This window comes from Brevundimonas aveniformis DSM 17977, from assembly GCF_000428765.1.
GTDB lineage: Bacteria > Pseudomonadota > Alphaproteobacteria > Caulobacterales > Caulobacteraceae > Brevundimonas > Brevundimonas aveniformis.
Genome location: NZ_KE386797.1, coordinates 65149 through 84999, shown reverse-complemented (window position 1 = coordinate 84999; position 19851 = coordinate 65149). Strand labels below are relative to the sequence as shown.

Below are 19851 nucleotides of genomic sequence, written 5' to 3'. Positions count from 1 at the left end.
TGCGCAATTGCCTTGATTTTCTCCACATCAGGTGGATGTGAAGCTGTATTAAGCTCAACAGTGCAAGATCCGCCAAACAGCCTCCTAGTATATGACGCCACTGCAGATACGCCGCCCAGCGTAGTGGATTTCTCACCCATAGTTCTAGATTTTGACCGCCAATCGGCCTCAGTCCTGTATAGGAGCGTCGGCTTGGCCGATTGCAGCGATGACGACAGATTCTGCATGGAGACCGCAGGGGATTTGGGGATCACGTTACCCAGAGAGTGCAGTCAGCTTATTAACGCTGGTGCCCTTGGAGGAGCTATTGTCTCGATAGATCACGGAATCGAGGGTTATGATTGGATATTTTGGGATGTACGGTTCCCTTATGTGTTGTATCTCTACAGCTTAAATGATGGAATATCGGCGATTTTCTATGACTCATCTCAAGGTAGATTTACAGCTGGCATGTCGCCGCCTCAGATGGTCACCCGCTATCCCGATTACGTGTTAAGGCGGGTTTCTAGAGTCCCGTTCTTTAGATGCAGCTAGCCAGTTTGCCTAAGGCAAGGGGTGCGCTATTTGCATCCGCTCTGGGCGCAAACCGCTCACAAGATGCACACCGGTAAAACAGGGACACGGCGGTCTCAATTGGTCATCGCAACGGCTATGCTTTGCGGTGGAGGTTGGGTGTGGCGGGTTCGGTTGAGCGGCTGATCTATCGGGCCGCCGACGGCCAGGTCTGGTATCCCCACACCGACCGGCGCGGCTCGACCGTGGCGCTCAGCCAGGCCGGGCAGGCGGTGGAAACCTACGCCTATGACGAGTTTGGCAGGTCCGGCACCACCGGCACCTCGGGCTACCCGTACCGTTACACCGGCCAGCGGCTGGACCCCTGGACCGGCACCCATCACTACAAGGCCCGCGAATACTCGCCCCAGCTCGGCCGGTTCCTCCAGCCGGACCCGGCAAGGTTCGTCGATGGGCCGAATGTGTATGCCTATGTGGGGAACAGTCCGTGGAACGCGACGGATCCGACGGGGAGGCGGACGCAAGACGGGGTCGAAATGCGCGACCGCATTGCCCGGCGTCAGCGGCGTACAGAAGCGGAGACACAGGCAGCAGCTGACACAGCGGAGCAGGTGGGAAACTATGTACGGGAGCACCCCGGAGAATCGCTTGAGCTTACAGGCCAGCTGATTGGATTAATTCCAACACCGCAAACGCGAGTGGCTGGAGCTGGCATATCGGGCATTGGGCGCGCCTATCGAGATTACAACGGAACTGCCGTACCGACTACTCCTCCAACATTGGGTGGGCCGGGTGCTTTTCGCAATCAGGGCCTTCTGGAGAGGCATTTCGTTGACCACGGCCAGGATTTCGGCCCCGCTACGATCTCAGATTATCACGCAGCAGCGAATCGATTCCTGACAGGTGAAAGAGGCCTCGGCACATTGGAACGGACCCGATCGAATCAAGATGTAGTGCGATACAATACGATCACAGAACAATTTGGGGTAATTTCTGGCTCGGGGACAATCCGTACTTATTTTCGACCTGATCCGAGAACACATGGCTATCGAGACAACTTGGAGTATTTCAATGCTCAATAGGGACACAATCTGCCCCGTCTGTGGATTTGATTGGCATGAACCTGTCGAGAGGTATGAAATTTGTGAATGCTGTGGAACCCAGTTCGGCTACGACGATGCCAATACTAGCCACTTCGAGCTCCGAAGGAGGTGGATTGAGCGAGGGTGCCCGTGGACAGGACTCAGGCCTGCCCCAAGTGGATGGAATCCACAGAAGCAACTGGAACTCCTCAATGATGACACGGGAATGCTGTGAGCTTCAGCTACCTGTATAACGATACCGCCCTCAAGGGCCACTTGGGCCGTCGCACCCTGGTGACCTTCGGGGACGCCTCCACCCAGGCCTACGCCTGGGAGCTGGGTGGGGATCTGACGTCCATCGCCCATACCTATCCGGGGCGGACGAGCGACCACGTCACCTACAGCTATGACCACGACCGCCTGGGCCGGGTGATTGAGGAAACCGTCTCCAACAGCGCCTATGCCTATGACCCGCCGGCCCAGACCCAGACGGTGGCCTATGGGGCGGCGACGGCGATCAACACCTATCCCAGCGTGGGGGGTCAGGCGATCGCCTACATCGACGTTTACAGCCAGGCGCGGGGCCTGCACTCGACCGGCAATCTGCACAGCGACGGTCAGGGCTGCTACCGGTACTACACCACCCAGGGTCAGCTGATCCATGCGACCAGCAATGGTCAGGGCTCGCAGACGCATCTGTATGACGCGCTGGGGGAACGCTACTGGTCCCAGCACTGGGACAATGCGACCACCGCCACCAGCTTCGTGCCGTCGTCGGATGGCTTACGGCCTGAGACGGTGCGGGAGCTGGACTATGTGTGGGTCCAGGCCCAGGGCAGCTGGAGCCGCACGACGGCGACGGACCGGACCTATGTGCTGGGCCCGCTGCCGGACGAGCGGCTGATCTGGATGCAGGGGCGTGGGGGCAGGCCTGGATTGCCCGGTCGCGCGGCGCGCGCCGGAGGATGACAAAAAGGGGGGGCGTCCACGGTGGAAGGATCCTCGTACACTTTCGCCGTGTAATCTCGCCCTTGTCGATACAGATCCGACCGGGCGGACCGGCATGTCATCCCCGCGTGTTTGACCCCGGCTATGATGGCCCCCGGGGTCGCGCTGAACCTTGGGTGCGGCCTTGTGGTCTTTGACACATTGCAGCCTCGCGCATGCCGCGCTCCAGTGGCCCGCAACAGACCCGCCGACGCGGCCTCGGCGCCCAGATCACCGAAGCCGGACAGACCCTTTTATCGTCCACCGTCTACTTTCGCCCCTGTCCGGGATGTCAAACAGAGAAAAGGCCCGGCGCGTTTCCGCACCGGGCCTTCTTCAGTCGTACCGCTCTTGGGAGGAGGGTTAGCGGGCCGACTGGATGCGTTCGACGATCGCGGTGGTGCGCTCGTTGATCGGCTTGAAGCTGTCCTTGACCGAGGCCGACAGGGTGTCGGTCGCCTTGGTGACTTCGGCCAGATAGGCTTCCATCGCCGTCTTGGCGTAGGCGGTCTGCAGCTCGATCACTTCCTGGACCGACTTGGCCGAGGCCAGGGCCTGAGCGGCGTTCACGCCGTCTTCCCAGGACTTCTTGGAGAAGGCCAGGGCCTGAGCCGACAGGGCTTCGGCACCGCGGGTCGCGGCGGTCACCGATTCAACGGCGGCTTCGATGTTCTTCTTGCCCAGGGTGTTGGCTTCGGTCAGGGCGTTCAGCGACTTGTCGACGCCTTCCTTGAAAGCCTGGTTGCCGGCGGCGGTGGCTTGTTCGACGGACTTCTTGACGGTGTCAGCGGCGGCCATGATGGTCTCCTCAGAATGGGTTTCGGGCGGGCTGTCCTGCCCGTGTGACGGCTATATGCTGCACCTGCGAACACATGTCAAGCGTATTTTGTGCAGCGCACAATCGCCTGTCAGGGGTGCGACCAATTCGCTCATCAAGAAGCTGTTAACGTCAGGGCAACTGAAGTTGAGGCATGATATGCTGCTTGAAGGTTCGGTGCCGTGGGGGCGTCGACCTTGTGCAATTGCTTACCAGACGGACCGATAGCCATGATTGCTTCCGCCCGCCGCGTTTCTGTCGTCCTGGCCTGCCTGATCAGCTTGGTCGCGTTCAGTTTCGCCGGTTCCCATGGTGCGGTCGCCCAGGATGGCGATGTTCGCTACGCCGGCATCGTCATGGACGCCAACTCCGGCCAGGTTCTGTTTGAACGCTATGCGGACAGCCCGCGCTTTCCGGCCTCCATCACCAAGGTGATGACGCTCTATCTGGTGTTCGAGGCGCTGGCCGAAGGGCGCATCAGCGGCGATGACTATATCACGATCTCGCCGCGGGCGGCCTCGCAGCCGCCATCCAAGCTGGGTCTTCCGGCCGGTGCCAGGATTACGGTCGACAATGCCATCCGTGCCCTGGCGGTGCGGTCCTGCAATGACATTGCCGTGGCCCTGGCCGAACATGTCGGCGGCTCGGAAGCCGCGTTCGCCGAAACCATGACCCGTCGCGCCCAACAGTTGGGCATGCGCCAGACCCGCTACGTCAATCCACATGGTTTGCCTGACAGCCGCCAGCTGTCGTCGGCCCGTGACATCGCCATTCTCAGCCGGGCGGTCATGCGCGACTTCCCGCAGTTCTATCACTACTTCGGACAGCGCCACTGGGAGTTCGAAGGGCGTCAGTACAACAACACCAACGGCCTCTTGCATTCCATGCCGGGCGTCGACGGCATAAAGACCGGCTTTACCAATGCCTCAGGCTACAACCTCGCCGCCTCTGCGGTTCGGGATGGTCGCCGCCTGATCACGGTGGTGCTCGGCGGTCGCACCACGGCGTCGCGCAACGCCCATGTGGCGGACCTGATCAATATCGGCTTTGACGTCGAGCGCCGGATGTCGCGTGGTGAAAGCCTGGCTCAGGCGCAGGTTCAATTTGCCTCGCTCCCGGCCGGCATGGGGGAGCACTACGGCGATGGAAGCGGGTCTTCCGCCACCTTCCAGACGGCTCAGGCCGAAGTGCCGGTATCGCCGGCCGTCCTGGCGGCTTCTGCGTTGCTGGATGCGGAGGAGGAGGCTGAAGAGGCCGCCGCTGCGGCGGTACTGGCTTCGGCGCGTCCCCAGCCGACCACGCCGGTTCGCGCCCAGGGCGACGCCGCGACCGGCTGGATCGTCCAGGTCGGGGCTTTCCGTGAACAGAACGTCGCCCAGCAGTGGCTGAGTGAGGTGGGACGGCGTTTCCGCCAGCAGATCGGCAACGCTGAGGCTGCGGTGACGCCATCGGAGAACGGCTGGTTCCGCGCCCGCTATGTTGGCTTTACCCGTACGGCAGCCGATTCCGCCTGTGAGGCCCTGACGGCGCGCAACGTGCCGTGCATGGTCATCCGCGCGCAGTAGGCCTCTTAGCTCTTCAGCAGGCGGTCCCGGGCGGCGTTGAGGCGCTCAGCCAGGCCTTGGCTGCCACCCTTGTCCGGGTGCGCACGCGCCATGAGGCGGCGATAGGCGGCCTGGATCGCCTGACGATCATCGGTTTCAGACACGCCCAGGGTCCGGCGTGCCTCGGCCACGCTCATCGCTTCAGCGGCAGCGTTACGCGGGCGAGGTTCGCGTTGGCGCGAGGACAGGGCCAGCCAGACGCCGGCAGCGGCCAGGGCCACCGCGAACAACCAGGCCCCGCGCAGGGCCGCCAGGGCGGCCCCACCCCAGCAAGCGGCGGCAAAGATGGTGGCCGTCACCCGCCACTGGACCTTGCTGGTGTGATCGGCCTGCCGGCCCAGACGGATCAAGGCCCAAAGACCAACCGCCCCCAGAATGATCCAGGCCAGGCTCACGCGGCCTGCTGAGCGTCCAGATCGTCAGCGATCACGTCGGCCCCCGCCTCAAGGCCGAGCGCCTGCATCAGCGAGCGCAGTTCCTGACGGGCTGCGACATGGGCCAGGGAAATCTCGACCGGGCGGATCTGCTCGGACAGGTCGGCCACCGTCAGGCCAAATGGATAAAGCTCACGGTAGATGACCCGATCGCGCAGACCCGGCCCGATGCGAAAACCCACCCGCTTGGCCAGGATATCGAGCCGTTCGTCGACCCGCCGCCGGTTGCGCGCGTCGAAGACCGCCAGCCGGTTCATAACGACCAGCCAGTCAATCTGGCCCAGGCCGGCCTGCGGGTTGTCGATGGCCTTGTCCTTGCGCGCATTCCAGATCGTCTCGGCATAGATCGACGGGCGCTTGAGGTTCAACGTCACTGGATCGATTTCACCCAGCAGCCCGAAGTCGACGAAGCTGTCGTTCATCGGGGTCACCACCTGATCAGCCCGCCCGTGCGCAGCGCGTGACAGGGCCGTGTCGCCGCCCGGCGTGTCGATAATCAGATAGTCCGCCTGTTGCGATGCGGCAAAGGCGGCCTCGAAACGCGCCAGTTGTTCTTCTTCGGAGGCCCGCGCGAGCTTGGCCCCGTCGGTGAAGGCGTCTGGCTCAAGCGGCAAGGGGGCTGTGGCGCTATTGGCGTTCAGCCAGGCACGGCGGTTGGCCAGAAATCCCGCCAGCGACCGCTGGCGCAGATCCAGATCCATCACGGCGACCGACTGTCCGGTCTGCATCAGGCCGGCCAACAGATGGATGGCCAGGGTCGACTTGCCCGCCCCGCCCTTTTCGTTACCTACAACGATGACACGCGCCATCGGCTACTCCCACGCAAGGCTCGCGACTCACTTTGCACGAGCAGTTTGGATGGGACTCTATCGCCTAACCGCGGCAGGGCGAGAGGGGATCAGGACGCGCCTGTGGATGTACAGTACTGACCCGCGCCGGCGGCCTGACAGGCGGCGTTGGCCCGGCTGGCCTCCACAGCCGCGCGCAGACGCACCAGGGTACGGCCATCGCGTTGAATTTCTTCATATCGGGGCGTGGCCCCAGCCAGGGACGCGTGCGCGGATAGCTGCATCCACGCCGCCTCGGCGGCGGAACGGCTTGAAAATGCTCCGAGCTGAATCGTGCGGGTGACCACGCGAACGACCTCTTCGGCGACCCCTGGTGCCTGCTGGACGGCCTGTTCTACCGCCTGCTGGACGACCGCTTCGGCAATCGCCTGGCTATTCGACTGGGAGGTGCCGTGCCGCCCATCAGCCCGGGCTTCCCACAGGACCTCGGGTTCGACAACCTCGATACGCATCGGGCTGCGTGGGCCGAGTTCAACAGGCCCTCTCAGGCCGAGAGCTTCGGCCGACGCGATCGGGCCACGCAGGCCGGCTTCCTCGTAGGTCACCGGAATGGCGGCGACGCCCTCGGCCCATCGCTCGAAGCGGCTCGGGTCAGCTTCCACCAGACCACAGCCGGCCAGGCCGACGAGGAGGGGGGGGAAAACAATCATTCTGATCGACGGCATGGGCAAAGATTACCCACGGGAAGAAAAAACTCAGTTTCCATATACACTTAACAGAAGAGGTTAACGGGTTAACCGCGTCTGTTCGGCTCGCTACCAGGCACCGGCTTCGCGCAGGCGTTTGACCAGATCATCCGGCAGGTCGGTAGTCTCGGCCCGGGACAGGTCCAGCGGGGCATTCTTCGGCTCAAGATAGCGCCAGCCCTGGAAAGGCCGATGCCCCAGTGGGGCGGTTCGGATGACCTCGGGCTTGAGCCGGATGACGCACCGCGACGCCTTGCCCTCGCCCTGGGTGGTGATGTCAGCGATCGGCATCCGGCAAATGACGGATCCCTTGATCACCCAGTAGAGTGAGCCGTCGTCCTCCAGCTCCGCCGCGCGCTTGGGCGTATTGCGCGTGTGGACGTTCAACCAGTCGCCCTTGGCGACGCGGCGTTCTAGCGTCTCGACCTTGGCGACCCCGACGCAGAGTTTGATCAGGTGAATAGACATTGGGGCGGATGTAGGGGAGCCTTTGTGCAGCTTTCAAGCGTCATGGCCGGGATAGACCGGAGCGTGGCGGTTAGGAGAGAGCATGGATTTGATAAGGCGGCAGGTGATGATCGGGGCGGCGGCACTGGCCGTCGCGCCCGCCGTCGCGCGGGCACAGGGGAACGGGATGTACGGACTGATCGGAAAGATGCTGGCCCAGACCGGCCAGAGGGACGCCCTGGCGGCTATCATGCTGACCAATACACAGGACATGCCCGGCTGCCTGTCCTATATCGTGGCCAGTGATCCGACTGATGAAAATGCCATCTGGATCACGGAGGTCTGGACCGATCAGGCCAGCCATCACGCGTCGCTGCAACTGCCGCAGGTGCAGGAGGCCATTCGCCAGGCCCGTCCGATCATTGCCGGTTTTGGCGAGCGGTTCGAGACACAGCCGCTGGGCGGCGTGGGACTCTAGCTTCGGCCGATCAGGCACAGCCCTCCAGCCAGACGTCACGCAATCCGCGAGGGGCACAGTCGCCGGTTTCCAGACGCTGGATACGCCGGACACGCTCCTCCAACTCGGCATTTGGTTGCATCAGGCTCAGCCGCCCCGGTGCAATCAGGACCGCGACCAGATGGCGAAACTCGTCGTCGGTGAGTTCCGCCGGTGGCCGTCCAAAGACCGTCTGGCTGGTGGCGAACAGACCGGTCATCCAGCCGTCGGGCCCTCTTCCAAACGAGGCATTGTCCAGCACCAGGGCGGCGATCTGCTCCTTGGTCAAACGGACCTCAAGGCCCAGGGCGTAGGTGGTCTGACGAATCTTGCCCAGCCCCGGTTGGAACCGTTCAAACGCCAGGGTCTTGGCCAGGGCCTGGGTGAGGGTGGTCATGCCGGCTCCTGGCGTCGAGAAATCCACGCCGCCGTGCCGGGCGAACGCCGGATCCTCGACCAGAAGCAGTTGCTCAAACCGCCCAGGGCCCAGATCGGCCGGCCCGTGTCCGGCTGCGACAAGTCCATCGGCCCGTTGAGCGAGTTGTGGGGCGTCACGCAGGGCATCCGCGAAGCCCAGGCCCGCATAGATGCACAATCCGACAAGGCACGCAGCCAGACCCAACCCAAGTAAGGTCAGCAGGTTTACCAGGCCTCGTCGGACGGCCCCGGTCATGGCACTCTACTGGCCGCTGCCGGCGACCATCCGAGCCCCGACCGCCGTGAACTCGGTGGCGCAGCGGTTGAACTCGGCTTCATCCAGAACGCGAGTGTAGACCTCTTGTTCGTGGGCACCGAGGTAGGCCAGCCAGTCGACCTGGGGATCACGCCCTTCCAGGCGACCCAGATAGTAGGTGATGCCGCTGCCCACGGCCTGGCGCTCCTCGACCGACAGGTTGCTGTCCGCATTGCCATAAATGGCCGCAAAGACCGCAAAGCAGGTCAGATCGTCCCGCGACTGTGTGCTGATGTCCTGGGCCTGAGCCACCGAACCCAAAGACAGGGCCGCAACGCCGGTCGCCAGCATGATGTTCAACTTCATAATTCCTCCACACGGGCCAGGACGGCACCGTCAACAACCTGATCGCCCACCGAGGCCGAAACCTCCGCCACCGTCCCATCGTAAGGCGCGGTCAGGGCGTGTTCCATCTTCATGGCTTCCACCACGACAATCGACTGACCTTTTGTGACCGTGTCGCCGACTTTCGCCTGCACGGCGACAACCTTGCCGGGCATGGGCGCGCGGAGCGAGCCGTCCGAGGCTCCGCCGGCGGTGGCTCCCGTCCCGGAATAGTTCGGCGTGCCAAAGGAAAAGACATCGCCATCGACAAAGACGATACGGCGATCATCGCGTTCGATCAGGGTGACGGCCTCGTCTCCCACCACCATGCCGCCGGGGAGTTCCGACACGGGCCGACGCACCTCGCCCATCTCCAGAACCAGCCCGGTATCCAGCGGATGATCCGCGGGCCGACCGGGAGCCAGACGTGCAGCATGAACGCCATGCGCGTCTTCCAACCGAACTTCGGCCCGCGGCGCAGCATTCAGCCGAAAACCAAACAAGCCGGTCGGCCGTCCGTCCCAGGGTGAGGTGGGATCCAGGGCGTTGCGGCCTGGCCCATGCGCCCAGGCCTGCTCCAACGCCGCCGAACCCAGCGCGGCCGAGGCCGCCAACCCCTCGTTGTCGGGCTCGACCAGCTCTGCCTCGCGTGTGCCGATAAAGCCCGTATCGACGTCGCCGTCGACGAAATCGGGGTGATCGAGACAGCGCACCAGGAAACCGGCATTGGTCTTCACCGGCCAGACCTGGACCTGGGAACAGGCGTCCGCCAGACCCGCGGCGGCGCTTTCACGATCCTCAGCGTGAACGATTAGCTTGGCGATCATGGGGTCGTAGAACTGGCTGACCTCACCGCCTTCCTCAACGCCGGTTTCGACCCGCACCCCGTCATCCTCGGGCAGGACGAAATGATCCAGCGGCCCGATTGAAGGCAGGAATCCGCCCGCCGGGTCCTCGGCATAGAGGCGCGCCTCCATGGCCCAACCGTCCAAGGCGATTTCGTCCTGTTTGAGCGGCAAGGGCTCACCCGCCGCCACGCGGAACTGCCATTCGACCAGATCCTGGCCGGTGACGGCCTCGGTCACCGGATGTTCGACCTGGAGCCGGGTGTTCATCTCCATGAACCAGATGCGGTCACCCTTCAGCCCTTCCGAGGCGTCAGCGATGAACTCCACCGTACCCGCTCCGACATAGTCGACGGCCTTCGCCGCCTTGACCGCCGCCTCGGTGACGGCGGCGCGGGTCGCCTCGTCCATGCCGGGGGCGGGGGCTTCTTCGATGACCTTCTGATGGCGGCGCTGGAGCGAACAGTCGCGCTCAAACAGATGCACGACGTTGCCGTGGGTGTCGCCGAACACCTGCACCTCGATGTGGCGCGGGCGGGTGACATATTTCTCGATCAGGACGCGGTCGTCGCCGAAGGCGGCCTTCGATTCCCGCTGGGCGCTGGCCAGTGCGGCGGCGAATTCACCGGCGCTCCCGACCTTCTTCATGCCCTTGCCGCCGCCACCGGCGACCGCCTTGATCAGGACAGGATAGCCGGTCTTGTCCGCCGCCTTCTGGAGCGTTTCCAGCGTCTGGTCTTCGCCGAGATAGCCGGGGGTGACGGGCACACCCGCCTTGTCCATCAAGTCCTTGGCGGCGTCCTTCAGGCCCATGGCCCGGATCGACGAGGGTTTGGGTCCGATCCAGATCAGGCCTGCGGCCTCGACGGCTTCGGCGAACTCGGCGTTCTCACTCAGGAAGCCATAGCCGGGGTGGATCGCCTCCGCGCCGGTGTCCTTGGCCGCCTGCAGCACCTTTTCGGCCACCAGATAGCTTTCGCGCGCCGGGGCCGGCCCCAGCAGCACGGCCTTGTCGGCCATCTTGACGTGCGGCGCGTGGGCGTCGGCCTCGGAATAGACGGCGACGGTCTCGATCCCCATCCGCTGAGCGGTGCGGAAAACACGACAGGCGATTTCGCCGCGATTGGCGACCAGGACGGATCTGAACATGGCGTTGGTATAGAGGGAGTGGGTTCTAGGTTCTAGGTTCCAGGGACTCCCTAAAATCTAATCCCTAGCCCCTGGTCCCTACGTTGTGGCCGTAGCTATGCTAGACCGGTTTTCATGCCTCGCCCCCTGCCATCCGATGCCGAAGCCCGCGCCATTCTGGCGGGCAAGCGGACGCGACCGCTTCGACGTTCCCCACCCGCAGCAGGAAAGTCGCTGGCCCCGTTGATCAAGGCGCTGGATGCGCGTTTTGGCCAGGGCACGGGTGCCCTGGAGAGCCGTTGGCCGGAAATCGTCGGAGAGCAACTGGCCCGCGTTAGCGAGCCGATCAAGCTGTCGAGGGGGCGGCCGGGTCAGGGCGGTGCGCTGGAGCTGCGTGTCGTCGGTCCCGCCGCCGCGTTCGTCCAGCATCAAGCGACAGAGATCATTTCACGGGTGAACCTGTTCCTGGGTGAGGGGGCGGTCGAGAAGCTCAGGATTTCCCAAGGCCCAATCAAACCCCGCGCCGCCCGTGTCCAGGCTCAAAAGCGTCCCGTCGAACGCCCATTGGAGGCGGCGCGAGACGAGGCGCTGTCACAGTCCGTCCAGCCCGCCGCCCATGACGACCTGCGCCGGGCCCTGTTGCGGCTGGGACGTGGGGCGCTGAAGTCTGGGGATGGATCAGGCCGCGTGCGTTGACAAACCTTTGCCGCACCTGTTCTGCAAAAGCCTGAAATCCTATGCGCGCGAGGGAATCGCGCCAAAGTCGTCTGCTTGAACCGCCGGGAGGCCTCCATGTTCGATTTCAACCGCCGTAAGGCTCTGATTGTCGGTGCTCTGTCTGCAGCCGCCCTGGCCCTGGTGGCCTGCAACGGCGGGGGCGGTGGATCCGCCCCGGCCGAAGGCGAAATGGCTCTGGGCTCCGAAGACGCGCCGGTTACGGTCGTCGAATATGCCTCGGTCACCTGCGCCCACTGTGCCGCCTGGAATGAAAGCACCTGGCCCGAGTTCAAGCGCCGCTACGTCGATACGGGCCGGGTCCGCTATGTCTTCCGTGAACTGCCGACACCGCCGCAAGAGGTTGCGGTCGCCGGCTTCCTGCTGGCGCGCTGCGCCGGTGAGGATCGCTATTTTGCCGTCGTCGACTCGATCATGCGCAATCAGCGCGCCGTGGTGATGAACCCCCGCCAGGAACTGCTGAACATTGCTCGCACGGCCGGTATGAACGAAGAGCAGTTCAATCAGTGCGTGACCGACCAGGCTGCGGTCGATGCCCTGAACGCAAGGGTCCAGGCCGCATCCCAGGTCGGCGTGACCGGTACGCCCTACTTCCTGATCAATGGTGAGCACCACGAGGACAGCACACTTGAAGGCTTTGAGGCCGCGCTGCGTCCGCTGATCGGCGGCGAGGCTCCGGCAGCCCCGGCGGCTCCGGCGACAGCCGCGCCGGCTGAGGCGACGGCTGCACCCGCTGAGGGCTGATCCATGATCCGGCGCGCCTTGCTTGCTCTCATTGCCCTGGCCTGGTTGCCGATGGCGGCGACCTCGGCGGCCCAGTCGCGTGACGTCCAGCCGGGCGACATGGCGATGGGGCGCGCCGATGCGCCGGTGACGGTGGTGGAATATGCCTCTGTTACCTGCGGACACTGTGCTGCCTGGCAGCACGACGTCTGGCCTGAATTCAAGCGTCGGTTTGTCGACACAGGCCGCGTTCGCTTCGTCTTCCGTGAACTGCCGACGCCGCCGGTTGAATTGGCTTCGGCGGGATTCATTCTGGCCCGCTGCGCCGGGCCGGATCACTATTTCGACGTGGTCCACGACCTGATGCATGAGCAGCGGGCGGTCTTCCAGGCCCCGCTGGCGCAGCTTCTGGCGATTGGCGCACGCCACGGCGTGACCGAGGCTGAATTCCGGGCCTGCCTGTCCGACCCGGCTCAGTCCAACGCCCTGAACGCGCGTGTCGAGGCGGCATCCGCGCGGGGCGTCACCGGTACGCCGACCTTCTTCGTCAATGGCCGTCAGGTGGCCGTCGGTGAGGCACCTATCGAGACGCTCGAGGCGGCGATCCGTCGGGCGGAGGGCTAGGGTCCACCTTGGAGTTCCAGCGCCTTCGCATTGTCGGGTTCAAGTCGTTTGTCGATCCGGTCGAGTTTCGGATCGAACCCGGCCTGACGGGCGTGGTCGGGCCGAACGGCTGCGGCAAGTCCAATGTGCTGGAGAGCCTGCGCTGGGTCATGGGGGCCAACTCGGCCAAGGCCATGCGGGCCTCGGGCATGGACGAGGTGATCTTTGCCGGCAGCGCGGATCGTCCCGCACGCAACCATGCCGAAGTCCAACTGACCATCGACAATACGGCCCGGCGCGCGCCTCAGCCGTTCACCGATGCGCCTTCGCTGGAGGTGTCGCGTCGCATCGATCGCGGCGCGGGCTCAACCTACAAGGTCAACGGCAAGGAGGTCCGGGCGCGCGACGTCCAGCTCCTGTTCGCCGACGCCTCGACCGGGGCCAATTCTCCCGCGCTGGTCCGGCAGGGGCAGATTTCCGAACTGATCGCCGCCAAGCCACAGAACCGACGTCGCATCCTGGAAGAGGCCGGGGGCGTCTCGGGTCTGCACACGCGGCGCCATGAGGCCGAGTTGCGGTTGCGTGCCGCCGAGACGAACCTGTCCCGTCTGGACGACATCGCCGGCGAGCTGGAAACCCAGCTGAACCGTCTGAAGCGGGAGGCGCGACAGGCTGAAAAGTACAAGAAGGTCGCCGCCGAGATCCGCGCCCTGCAATCGGCCCTTCTGTACGCCCGATGGACCGATGCACGCGCCGCCCTACAGGCCGCCAATGAAGCACTGGCCGAGGCCGATCGCGCCGTCGAGGACAAGGCGCGCGAGGCCGCGCGCGCCCAGACGGCCGCGCTGGCGGCGGCGGACAAGCTGAAGCCGGCACGGGAAGAAGACGCGGTTGCTTCGGCGCTCCTGCATCGGATGACCGTCGAGCGGGATCGGCTGGACATGCTGGATCAGGCGGCGCGCGAAGCGGTTGAACGGCTGACGGACGATATTCGTCGTATCGCTGCTGACCGCGAGCGCGAGACAGAGATGCAGGAGGACGCCGTCGCCCAGGTCGCCCGCCTGACCGAGGACCTGGATGTCCTGAAGGCCGAAGTCGCTTCCGCGCCCGAGCGTGGTCCTGAGCTTCAGGCTGCCGTGGAAGCCGCCGAATTGCGCCGCGCTGAAGCCGATGGCGAGGTCGAACGGCTGGCCGGGGCCGTGGCCTCCATCGAGGCGCGCCTGAACGCCGAAGCCCAGCGCCGCCGCGACGTCACCGACCGCCTGACCCGGGCCGAAAGCGCCGCCGCGAACGCCCGCGCCGAACGCGAGGCCGTCGGCCCGCTGGAAACGCCGGAGATCGCGTCCGCCCGCGCCGCGCTCGACGCCGCCGTCGCCGCCCTGCAAGCCGCCCGAACCGAGGTTGAGGCCGCCGAGGCCGCCCGCGCCGAAGTGCAGACTGCCGAAGGCGAAGCTCGCCAGTCGGCGCGCCAGGTCGAGGACAAGCTCAACCGCCTGACCGCCGAGGCCCGTGGCCTGGCTCAATTGCTGGCCAAGGTGCATCAGGCCCAGGCCGCTGCCCTCGAATCGACCCAGGCCGAAAAGGGTTTCGAGGCTGCGCTGGCGGCAGCGCTGGGTGATGACCTGGATGCCGCGCTCGACCCCGCCGCGCCGTCGCACTGGGCCGGGGCTGAGGCTTCCGCGCCGAGCTGGCCGGCGGGCGTGACCCCCCTGGCGTCGCACATTGAGGCCCCCGAGGCGCTGGCGGCGCGTCTGAACTGGTGCGGACTGGTCGACCGCAAGGATGGCGACCGGCTGGCCAAGTCCCTTCCGGTCGGGGCGCGGCTGGTGTCGGCGCAAGGTGATCTGTGGCGGTGGGACGGGTTCGTGTCTCGGGCAGAAGCGCCCAAACCCGCCGCCATCCGCATGGAACAGCGCAACCGCCTGGTCGAGCTCGAGGACGAGATCGAGGCGCTCAAACCGCAGGTCGAGGTGGCCCAAACCGCTCTGTCGAAGGCCGCAGAGGCGGTCAGGACCGCTGACCAAACGCTCCGCGATGCGCGCCAGAAGCCCAATGAGGCGGAGCGGAGCGTTGTCGCGGCTCGCAATGTCCACGAAGCCTTGTCGCGAGCGCAGGCGCAGCGCGAGGCGCGGGCTCAGGCGCTCGATGAGCAGATCGCGCGCCTGGACGCCGAACTGGTCGCCGCCCGCGAGGCCGAACAGGCGACGCCGGAGAACCAGGGCGGGTCCGGGGCGCTGGAGGACCTCAAGACCGAGCTGGATACAGCCCGCACGCTTGCCGATGACGCCCGCGCCGCTGCCGCTGCCGCCCGCGTTGACCGCGACGCCGAGGCCCGCGAGCGTGACGGACGCAGCCGCCGGCTCGAAGGCCTGGAACGTGACGTCCGGGGCTGGACGGGCCGGGCGGCGTCGGGCCAACAGCGCCTGGCCCAACTCGACAAGGACGAGCTCAAGGTCCGTGCTGACCTGACCCGTGCCGAGGAAGCGCCCGCCGATCTGGCCAAGCGCCGGGAAGCCCTGATCGACCAGTTTGCCCAGGCCGAATCCCGTCGGTCCGCCTCCGCCGATGTCCTGGCCGAGGTCGAAGCCCTGGCCGAGACGGCGGACCGTGAGAGCCGGACTGCCGAGCGCGGCGTCTCCGAAGCCCGCGAGGCGAGGGCAGGGCTGTCGGCCCATGCGGAGGCGGCCCAGACGCGCCTGAACGACACCGACCAACAGGTCCGCGAGGCTGCGCTCATGGGCCCGGAGGAACTGGGCCAGAAGCTCAAGGACGACGCCATCGCCCTGCCCAGCGACGCTGTCGGTGCCGAAACCCTCCTGTTCGGCCTGGAGCGCGAGCGAGAGGCCCTGGGGGCCGTCAATCTGCGCGCCGACGAGGAAGCCACTGAGACGGGCGAACGGCTTCAGGGCATGAAGCTGGAACGTTCCGACCTGACCGGGGCCATCGCCAAGCTGCGCGACGGCATCGACGAACTGAACGCCGAGGGCCGCGAGCGCCTGCTGGCCGCCTTCGATACGATCAACGGCCAGTTCCAGACCCTGTTCACCGCCCTGTTCGGCGGCGGTCAGGCCGAGCTGAAGCTCGTCGAGAGCGACGATCCGCTGGAAGCCGGGCTGGAAATCTTCGCCTGTCCGCCGGGCAAGCGCCTGTCGACCATGAGCCTGATGTCGGGCGGCGAGCAGGCCCTGACGGCGACGGCCCTGATCTTCGCCGTCTTCCTGGCCAATCCGGCCCCCGTCTGCGTGCTCGACGAGGTCGACGCCCCGCTCGACGACGCCAACGTCGACCGCTTCTGCCGCCTGCTGGCAGAAATGCGTGGCCGCACCGACACCCGCTTCATCGTCATCACCCACAACCCGGTGACCATGAGCCGCATGGACCGCCTCTATGGCGTGACGATGCCCGAACGCGGCGTCAGCCAGCTGGTCAGCGTCGACCTGACCCAGGCCGAGAAGCTGGTGGCCTAGAAAATCTCCTCTCCATCGCAAGGCGATGGGGAGGTGGCGCGCTTCACCGCTTCCGTCCGCCCAGCACCACGAGCAAACCCGCCGCCAGCAGGGGCGCGCCGGCGAGCATGCCGAGTCGTCCGCCGTCGCCGCCCTCAAGCTCGAGAAACAGAGCCACCCCCGCAATCCCCATCGACACCAGGGTCAGGACCGCCACGCCGATCAGTCGCTCTCGCTCTGGTCTGCCCATCAGCCCGCCACCCGCCACGGCGGATTGACCCGGTTCTCGCCGCCCCAGTAGAGGCACAGCCGGTTGCCGTCCGGGTCGCTCAGCCGGGCCTCGCGCCAGAGCCAGCGTTGATCGGTCGGGGCGCTGTCGAAGATGACGCCGGCGTCGACCAGCCGGGCATGGCGGGCGTCCAGGTCTTCGCATTCGAAATAGATCAAGGTGCCGGACGGCATAACCCGCTCGGCCAGATGCACCGAAAAGGTCGCGCCGCCCGGACAGACGAAGCGGGCGTAGTGCTCCGACAGTACGATCAGCTTCAGCCCCAGCGTCTGATAGAAATCGCGGGCGCGGGCGATGTCGCTGACCTCGACGGTCACCTGGTTAAGGTTCATTCGCTCGCCCTTTCGTGCCGCAGCTCAGCCCATCGCTCCAGTCGCTCCTTGACCCGCGCCTCATGGCCTTGGTCGGTCGGCTGGTAGAAGACCCGCCGCTCCATGCCCTCGGGCCAGTAGTTGGCACCGGAGAAGCCGCCTTCGGCCTCCGGGTCGTACTGATAGCCGCGTCCGTAGCCGAGCTCCTTCATCAGCTTCGTCGGGGCGTTTCGGATGTTCTCCGGCGGCATCAGTGAGCCGGTTTCGCGCGCGGCATTCACCGCCGCCTTATAGCCCTTGTAGACCGACACCGACTTGGGCGCGCAGGCCAGATGCACCACCGCCTGGGCCAGGGCCAGCTCGCCCTCCGGGCTGCCGAGGAAGTCGTAGGTGTCCTTGGCGGCGTTGCAGATGACCAGGCTCATTGGGTCCGCCGCGCCGATGTCCTCGACCGCCATCCGCACGATCCGGCGCGCCAGAAACAGCGGGTCCTCGCCGCCGTCCAGCATCCGCGCCAGCCAGTAGAGGGCCGCATCCGGGTCTGATCCGCGCACAGATTTATGCAGCGCAGATATAAGGTTATAGTGCTCTTCTCTGTTCTTGTCATAAGCGGGCGCGCGCTTCTGCAAGACTTGACCCAGGTCCGCGACCGACAGCACCTCGTCCCCGTCCGTCAGGTTGAACAGCGCCTCCGCCAGCGTCAGCAGATACCGTCCGTCGCCATCGGCCATGGCGATCAGCGCCTCGCGCGCTGCCGGCTCCAGCGGCAAGGTCCGGTCGGCGTCCGCTTCGGCCCTGATCAACAGTTGATCGAGCGCCGCCTCGTCCAGCCGCCGGAGCACAAACACCTGGCACCGCGACAAGAGGGCACCGTTCAGTTCAAAGCTCGGATTCTCCGTCGTTGCCCCGACGAGCGTAACCACGCCTTCCTCGACGAACGGCAAGAAGCCGTCCTGTTGCGCCCGATTGAAGCGATGGATTTCGTCGACGAACAGCAGGGTGGATTGCCCCGCCGCGCGACGCACCCGCGCCTGTTCGAAGGCCTTCTTCAGATCGGCCACGCCGGAGAAGACCGCCGAAATCTGCTGATACTCGTAGCCCGCCGCCTTGGCCAACAGGCGCGCGATCGTCGTCTTGCCGGTACCGGGCGGACCCCACAGGATCATCGAGGCCAAACGTCCGCCCTCGACCATCCGCCGGATCGGCCCGCCCGCTCCCAGCAGGTGGTCCTGCCCAACCACATCCTCGAGCGTTCTCGGACGCAGCCGGTCGGCCAGCGGCGCGTCGGGTGGGTGAATCCCGGAGGCTTCGAACAGGTCGGTCATGGGAGATAGGTAGTCGTTCTCCCGCAGCGGGTGAAGGGAGCCCTAGAACCGCCCGCGCACTTCCTGGCCGTTTCGCAGGATGACGATGTCCCAGCCGCGCTCCGTGCTCGAGAGAAGCTGCTCCAGTTCACGGGTCGAGCCGACACTCTGGCCGTTCAGGCTGCGCACGATGTCTCCGGGGCGGAAGCCGGCCGCCGCCGCGTAGGAGCGCCCCGACACCCCGGTCAGGATGACGCCATCGGCCATGGGGTCGGCACCGATCTGATCGGCCAGTGCCGGGGTCAGATTGGCGACCACGGCCCCGGTGAAGGGATTGCGCCCCCCGATGGTCACGGTCGCGGGTGTCGCGTCACCGGGAGGCGCTTCGACGCGGGCGCGTAGCGTCCGTTCGGCTCCATCGCGCACGACGGTCAGCTCGACCTGTTCGCCGGGGCGCACCACGCCGATGCGAAAGTTGAGGGCGGCGGCATCATCGACGGTCTGCCCCCCAACGGCGGTGATCACGTCTCCTTGGCGGACACCGGCATTGGCCGCCGGCCCACCCCGATAGACGCTGTTGACCAGAACGCCTCGTGGGTGCCCCAGACCCAGACGGCTGGCGTCGCTGGCCGTGACAGGCGCGGCAGACACGCCCAGCCAGGCGCGCGTCACCGCCGTCTCACCACCTGCGGCGCTTTCGACCACGCGCCGGACCATGGCCGAGGGCACCGCAAAGCCGACCCCGGCGGATGTCCCCGACGGGCTGAGGATCATGGTGTTGATGCCGATCAGGTCGCCATCCATATCGACCAGGGCTCCGCCCGAATTGCCCTGATTGATGGCGGCGTCGGTCTGGATATAGGCGGTTGCGCCCTGGCCGTCGGAGCGGTCCAGCGCGGAAATGATGCCGCTGGTCACGGTCTGACCGATGCCGAACGGATTGCCGATGGCCAAAACCAGGTCGCCGACGTGCAGCTCGCTCGAATCGTCAATCGGCATGACCGGCAGGCGCTCACCGCCGGTATCCAGCCTCAGCACCGCCAAATCTGATCGCGGATCGGCCAGGATGACCTCGGCCGGGAATTCACGCCGGTCATTGAGGGTGACCATGATCTGACGCGCACCGTCGATGACGTGGTTGTTGGTCACCACAATGCCGTCTGAGCGCACGATGACGCCCGAACCGACCGACTGGCCGACGCGCTCGCGCGTGCGCCCGCGCCCGAACATCTCAAAGAAGGGGTCGCGTTCACGAACAACCGTCTGGGCGGCAATATTGACGACGGCGGGGGCCGAAACCTGAACCACAGGCGCGAAGGACGCCTGCAGGTCGCCCTGGGTTTCGGGCGCACGGCGTGTCGGCTGGCCGAGCTGGCCGTCCTGGGCCTGGGTCGTATTGGCATTGCCGCACGCCGTCAGCAGCAGCATGGCGGCGAGGGCGACTTGAGAAGGCTTCATCACAGGGTCCGGTCCGGTTCGCTCTGGGAAGGGAAAGA

General features: G+C 65.7%; 20 protein-coding genes. 8 read left to right on the top strand and 12 right to left on the bottom strand.

The window, feature by feature from the left end; translation table 11 throughout:
• The first annotated feature begins 674 nt into the window (after positions 1 to 674).
• Both G391_RS15485 and G391_RS0112490 read left to right on the top strand, forming a co-directional pair.
• Entirely contained in the window at positions 675 to 1595 is a 921-nt protein-coding gene (locus G391_RS15485) for an RHS repeat-associated core domain-containing protein (RefSeq protein ID WP_169719113.1), read from the top strand.
• 231 nt (positions 1596 to 1826) lie between these two features.
• A complete protein-coding gene (locus tag G391_RS0112490) occupies positions 1827 to 2564 on the top strand; it encodes a hypothetical protein (RefSeq protein ID WP_029087807.1) in 738 nt (245 codons plus the stop codon).
• A 381-nt stretch (positions 2565 to 2945) separates the two neighbouring features.
• Here G391_RS0112490 and G391_RS0112485 read toward each other — a convergent pair whose 3' ends face one another.
• Positions 2946 to 3380 (bottom strand): phasin family protein, encoded by a 435-nt coding sequence (locus G391_RS0112485; RefSeq protein WP_029087806.1) that lies wholly within the window; start codon positions 3378 to 3380, stop codon positions 2946 to 2948.
• Between the two features lie 249 nt (positions 3381 to 3629).
• Between G391_RS0112485 and G391_RS0112480 the strand changes: the two genes are divergently transcribed.
• Complete coding sequence (locus G391_RS0112480; protein ID WP_029087805.1) at positions 3630 to 4964, top strand: D-alanyl-D-alanine carboxypeptidase; 1335 nt, start codon at positions 3630 to 3632, stop codon at positions 4962 to 4964.
• 5 nt (positions 4965 to 4969) lie between these two features.
• Here the strand turns inward: G391_RS0112480 and G391_RS0112475 are convergent, their stop codons facing one another.
• The 4 genes from G391_RS0112475 to G391_RS0112460 all read right to left on the bottom strand — a co-directional run bounded on the left by G391_RS0112475 (position 4970) and on the right by G391_RS0112460 (position 7439).
• Entirely contained in the window at positions 4970 to 5398 is a 429-nt protein-coding gene (locus G391_RS0112475; protein WP_029087804.1) for a J domain-containing protein, read from the bottom strand.
• Positions 5395 to 6246 (bottom strand): division plane positioning ATPase MipZ, encoded by an 852-nt coding sequence (locus G391_RS0112470; protein ID WP_029087803.1) that lies wholly within the window; start codon positions 6244 to 6246, stop codon positions 5395 to 5397. Before G391_RS0112470 ends, G391_RS0112475 begins: the two co-directional genes overlap by 4 nt.
• Before the next feature lie 89 nt (positions 6247 to 6335).
• Positions 6336 to 6935, bottom strand: coding sequence for an SPOR domain-containing protein (locus tag G391_RS0112465; protein WP_169719112.1), 600 nt, complete (start codon positions 6933 to 6935; stop codon positions 6336 to 6338).
• A 105-nt stretch (positions 6936 to 7040) separates the two neighbouring features.
• Entirely contained in the window at positions 7041 to 7439 is a 399-nt protein-coding gene (locus tag G391_RS0112460; RefSeq protein ID WP_029087801.1) for a DUF1489 family protein, read from the bottom strand.
• 82 nt (positions 7440 to 7521) lie between these two features.
• Between G391_RS0112460 and G391_RS0112455 the strand changes: the two genes are divergently transcribed.
• Positions 7522 to 7896 carry a putative quinol monooxygenase gene (locus tag G391_RS0112455; RefSeq protein WP_245572107.1) on the top strand — a complete coding sequence of 125 codons (375 nt, stop codon included), beginning with the start codon at positions 7522 to 7524 and terminating at the stop codon, positions 7894 to 7896.
• A gap of 10 nt (positions 7897 to 7906) precedes the next feature.
• On the opposite strand, the gene G391_RS14875 is transcribed toward G391_RS0112455, so the two are convergent.
• The 3 genes from G391_RS14875 to G391_RS0112440 are packed head-to-tail and all read right to left on the bottom strand — an operon-like array spanning position 7907 to position 10965.
• On the bottom strand, positions 7907 to 8587 hold the full coding sequence (locus tag G391_RS14875) for a transglycosylase domain-containing protein (protein WP_051257381.1): 681 nt from the start codon (positions 8585 to 8587) through the stop codon (positions 7907 to 7909).
• Between the two features lie 6 nt (positions 8588 to 8593).
• Entirely contained in the window at positions 8594 to 8953 is a 360-nt protein-coding gene (locus G391_RS0112445; protein WP_029087799.1) for a hypothetical protein, read from the bottom strand.
• Positions 8950 to 10965 (bottom strand): acetyl/propionyl/methylcrotonyl-CoA carboxylase subunit alpha, encoded by a 2016-nt coding sequence (locus G391_RS0112440; RefSeq protein WP_029087798.1) that lies wholly within the window; start codon positions 10963 to 10965, stop codon positions 8950 to 8952. Before G391_RS0112440 ends, G391_RS0112445 begins: the two co-directional genes overlap by 4 nt.
• Before the next feature lie 114 nt (positions 10966 to 11079).
• Here G391_RS0112440 and G391_RS0112435 point away from each other — a divergent pair, with 114 nt between their 5' ends.
• The 4 genes from G391_RS0112435 (at position 11080) to G391_RS0112420 (ending at position 16472) form a co-directional block, all read left to right on the top strand.
• Positions 11080 to 11640: a DUF721 domain-containing protein gene (locus G391_RS0112435; RefSeq protein ID WP_029087797.1), complete on the top strand. Its 561-nt coding sequence runs from the start codon at positions 11080 to 11082 to the stop codon at positions 11638 to 11640.
• Between the two features lie 96 nt (positions 11641 to 11736).
• A complete protein-coding gene (locus G391_RS0112430; RefSeq protein ID WP_029087796.1) occupies positions 11737 to 12423 on the top strand; it encodes a DsbA family protein in 687 nt (228 codons plus the stop codon).
• 3 nt (positions 12424 to 12426) lie between these two features.
• Positions 12427 to 13026 (top strand): DsbA family protein, encoded by a 600-nt coding sequence (locus G391_RS0112425; RefSeq protein ID WP_029087795.1) that lies wholly within the window; start codon positions 12427 to 12429, stop codon positions 13024 to 13026.
• Positions 13027 to 13034: 8 nt separating this feature from the next.
• Positions 13035 to 16472, top strand: coding sequence for an AAA family ATPase (locus tag G391_RS0112420; RefSeq protein ID WP_029087794.1), 3438 nt, complete (start codon positions 13035 to 13037; stop codon positions 16470 to 16472).
• A 43-nt stretch (positions 16473 to 16515) separates the two neighbouring features.
• Here G391_RS0112420 and G391_RS0112415 read toward each other — a convergent pair whose 3' ends face one another.
• Genes G391_RS0112415 through G391_RS0112400 form a run of 4 tightly spaced genes read right to left on the bottom strand, consistent with a single transcriptional unit; the run spans position 16516 to position 19813 of the window.
• The gene (locus tag G391_RS0112415; protein WP_156893954.1) at positions 16516 to 16701 is read right to left on the bottom strand and encodes a hypothetical protein; all 186 of its coding nucleotides are present in this window, start codon (positions 16699 to 16701) and stop codon (positions 16516 to 16518) included.
• Positions 16701 to 17072: a VOC family protein gene (locus G391_RS0112410; RefSeq protein WP_029087792.1), complete on the bottom strand. Its 372-nt coding sequence runs from the start codon at positions 17070 to 17072 to the stop codon at positions 16701 to 16703. The genes G391_RS0112415 and G391_RS0112410 overlap by 1 nt, the downstream gene beginning before the upstream one ends.
• Positions 17069 to 18376, bottom strand: a complete 1308-nt coding sequence (locus tag G391_RS0112405; RefSeq protein WP_029087791.1) for a replication-associated recombination protein A — start codon at positions 18374 to 18376, stop codon at positions 17069 to 17071. Before G391_RS0112405 ends, G391_RS0112410 begins: the two co-directional genes overlap by 4 nt.
• Before the next feature lie 42 nt (positions 18377 to 18418).
• Complete coding sequence (locus tag G391_RS0112400) at positions 18419 to 19813, bottom strand: Do family serine endopeptidase (protein ID WP_029087790.1); 1395 nt, start codon at positions 19811 to 19813, stop codon at positions 18419 to 18421.
• Positions 19814 to 19851: the final 38 nt, after the last annotated feature.

What these genes read in the sequence shown, in the direction of transcription:
- G391_RS0112485 (WP_029087806.1), bottom strand. Translation starts at nt 3,380, where the DNA reads ATGGCCGCCGCTGACACCGTCAAGAAGTCCGTCGAACAAGCCACCGCC.
- G391_RS0112480 (WP_029087805.1), top strand. Translation starts at nt 3,630, where the DNA reads ATGATTGCTTCCGCCCGCCGCGTTTCTGTCGTCCTGGCCTGCCTGATC.
- G391_RS0112470 (WP_029087803.1), bottom strand. Translation starts at nt 6,246, where the DNA reads ATGGCGCGTGTCATCGTTGTAGGTAACGAAAAGGGCGGGGCGGGCAAG.
- G391_RS0112465 (WP_169719112.1), bottom strand. Translation starts at nt 6,935, where the DNA reads ATGATTGTTTTCCCCCCCCTCCTCGTCGGCCTGGCCGGCTGTGGTCTG.
- G391_RS0112460 (WP_029087801.1), bottom strand. Translation starts at nt 7,439, where the DNA reads ATGTCTATTCACCTGATCAAACTCTGCGTCGGGGTCGCCAAGGTCGAG.
- G391_RS0112455 (WP_245572107.1), top strand. Translation starts at nt 7,522, where the DNA reads ATGGATTTGATAAGGCGGCAGGTGATGATCGGGGCGGCGGCACTGGCC.
- G391_RS14875 (WP_051257381.1), bottom strand. Translation starts at nt 8,587, where the DNA reads ATGACCGGGGCCGTCCGACGAGGCCTGGTAAACCTGCTGACCTTACTT.
- G391_RS0112445 (WP_029087799.1), bottom strand. Translation starts at nt 8,953, where the DNA reads ATGAAGTTGAACATCATGCTGGCGACCGGCGTTGCGGCCCTGTCTTTG.
- G391_RS0112440 (WP_029087798.1), bottom strand. Translation starts at nt 10,965, where the DNA reads ATGTTCAGATCCGTCCTGGTCGCCAATCGCGGCGAAATCGCCTGTCGT.
- G391_RS0112435 (WP_029087797.1), top strand. Translation starts at nt 11,080, where the DNA reads ATGCCTCGCCCCCTGCCATCCGATGCCGAAGCCCGCGCCATTCTGGCG.
- G391_RS0112430 (WP_029087796.1), top strand. Translation starts at nt 11,737, where the DNA reads ATGTTCGATTTCAACCGCCGTAAGGCTCTGATTGTCGGTGCTCTGTCT.
- G391_RS0112425 (WP_029087795.1), top strand. Translation starts at nt 12,427, where the DNA reads ATGATCCGGCGCGCCTTGCTTGCTCTCATTGCCCTGGCCTGGTTGCCG.
- G391_RS0112415 (WP_156893954.1), bottom strand. Translation starts at nt 16,701, where the DNA reads ATGGGCAGACCAGAGCGAGAGCGACTGATCGGCGTGGCGGTCCTGACC.
- G391_RS0112410 (WP_029087792.1), bottom strand. Translation starts at nt 17,072, where the DNA reads ATGAACCTTAACCAGGTGACCGTCGAGGTCAGCGACATCGCCCGCGCC.
- G391_RS0112405 (WP_029087791.1), bottom strand. Translation starts at nt 18,376, where the DNA reads ATGACCGACCTGTTCGAAGCCTCCGGGATTCACCCACCCGACGCGCCG.
- G391_RS0112400 (WP_029087790.1), bottom strand. Translation starts at nt 19,813, where the DNA reads ATGAAGCCTTCTCAAGTCGCCCTCGCCGCCATGCTGCTGCTGACGGCG.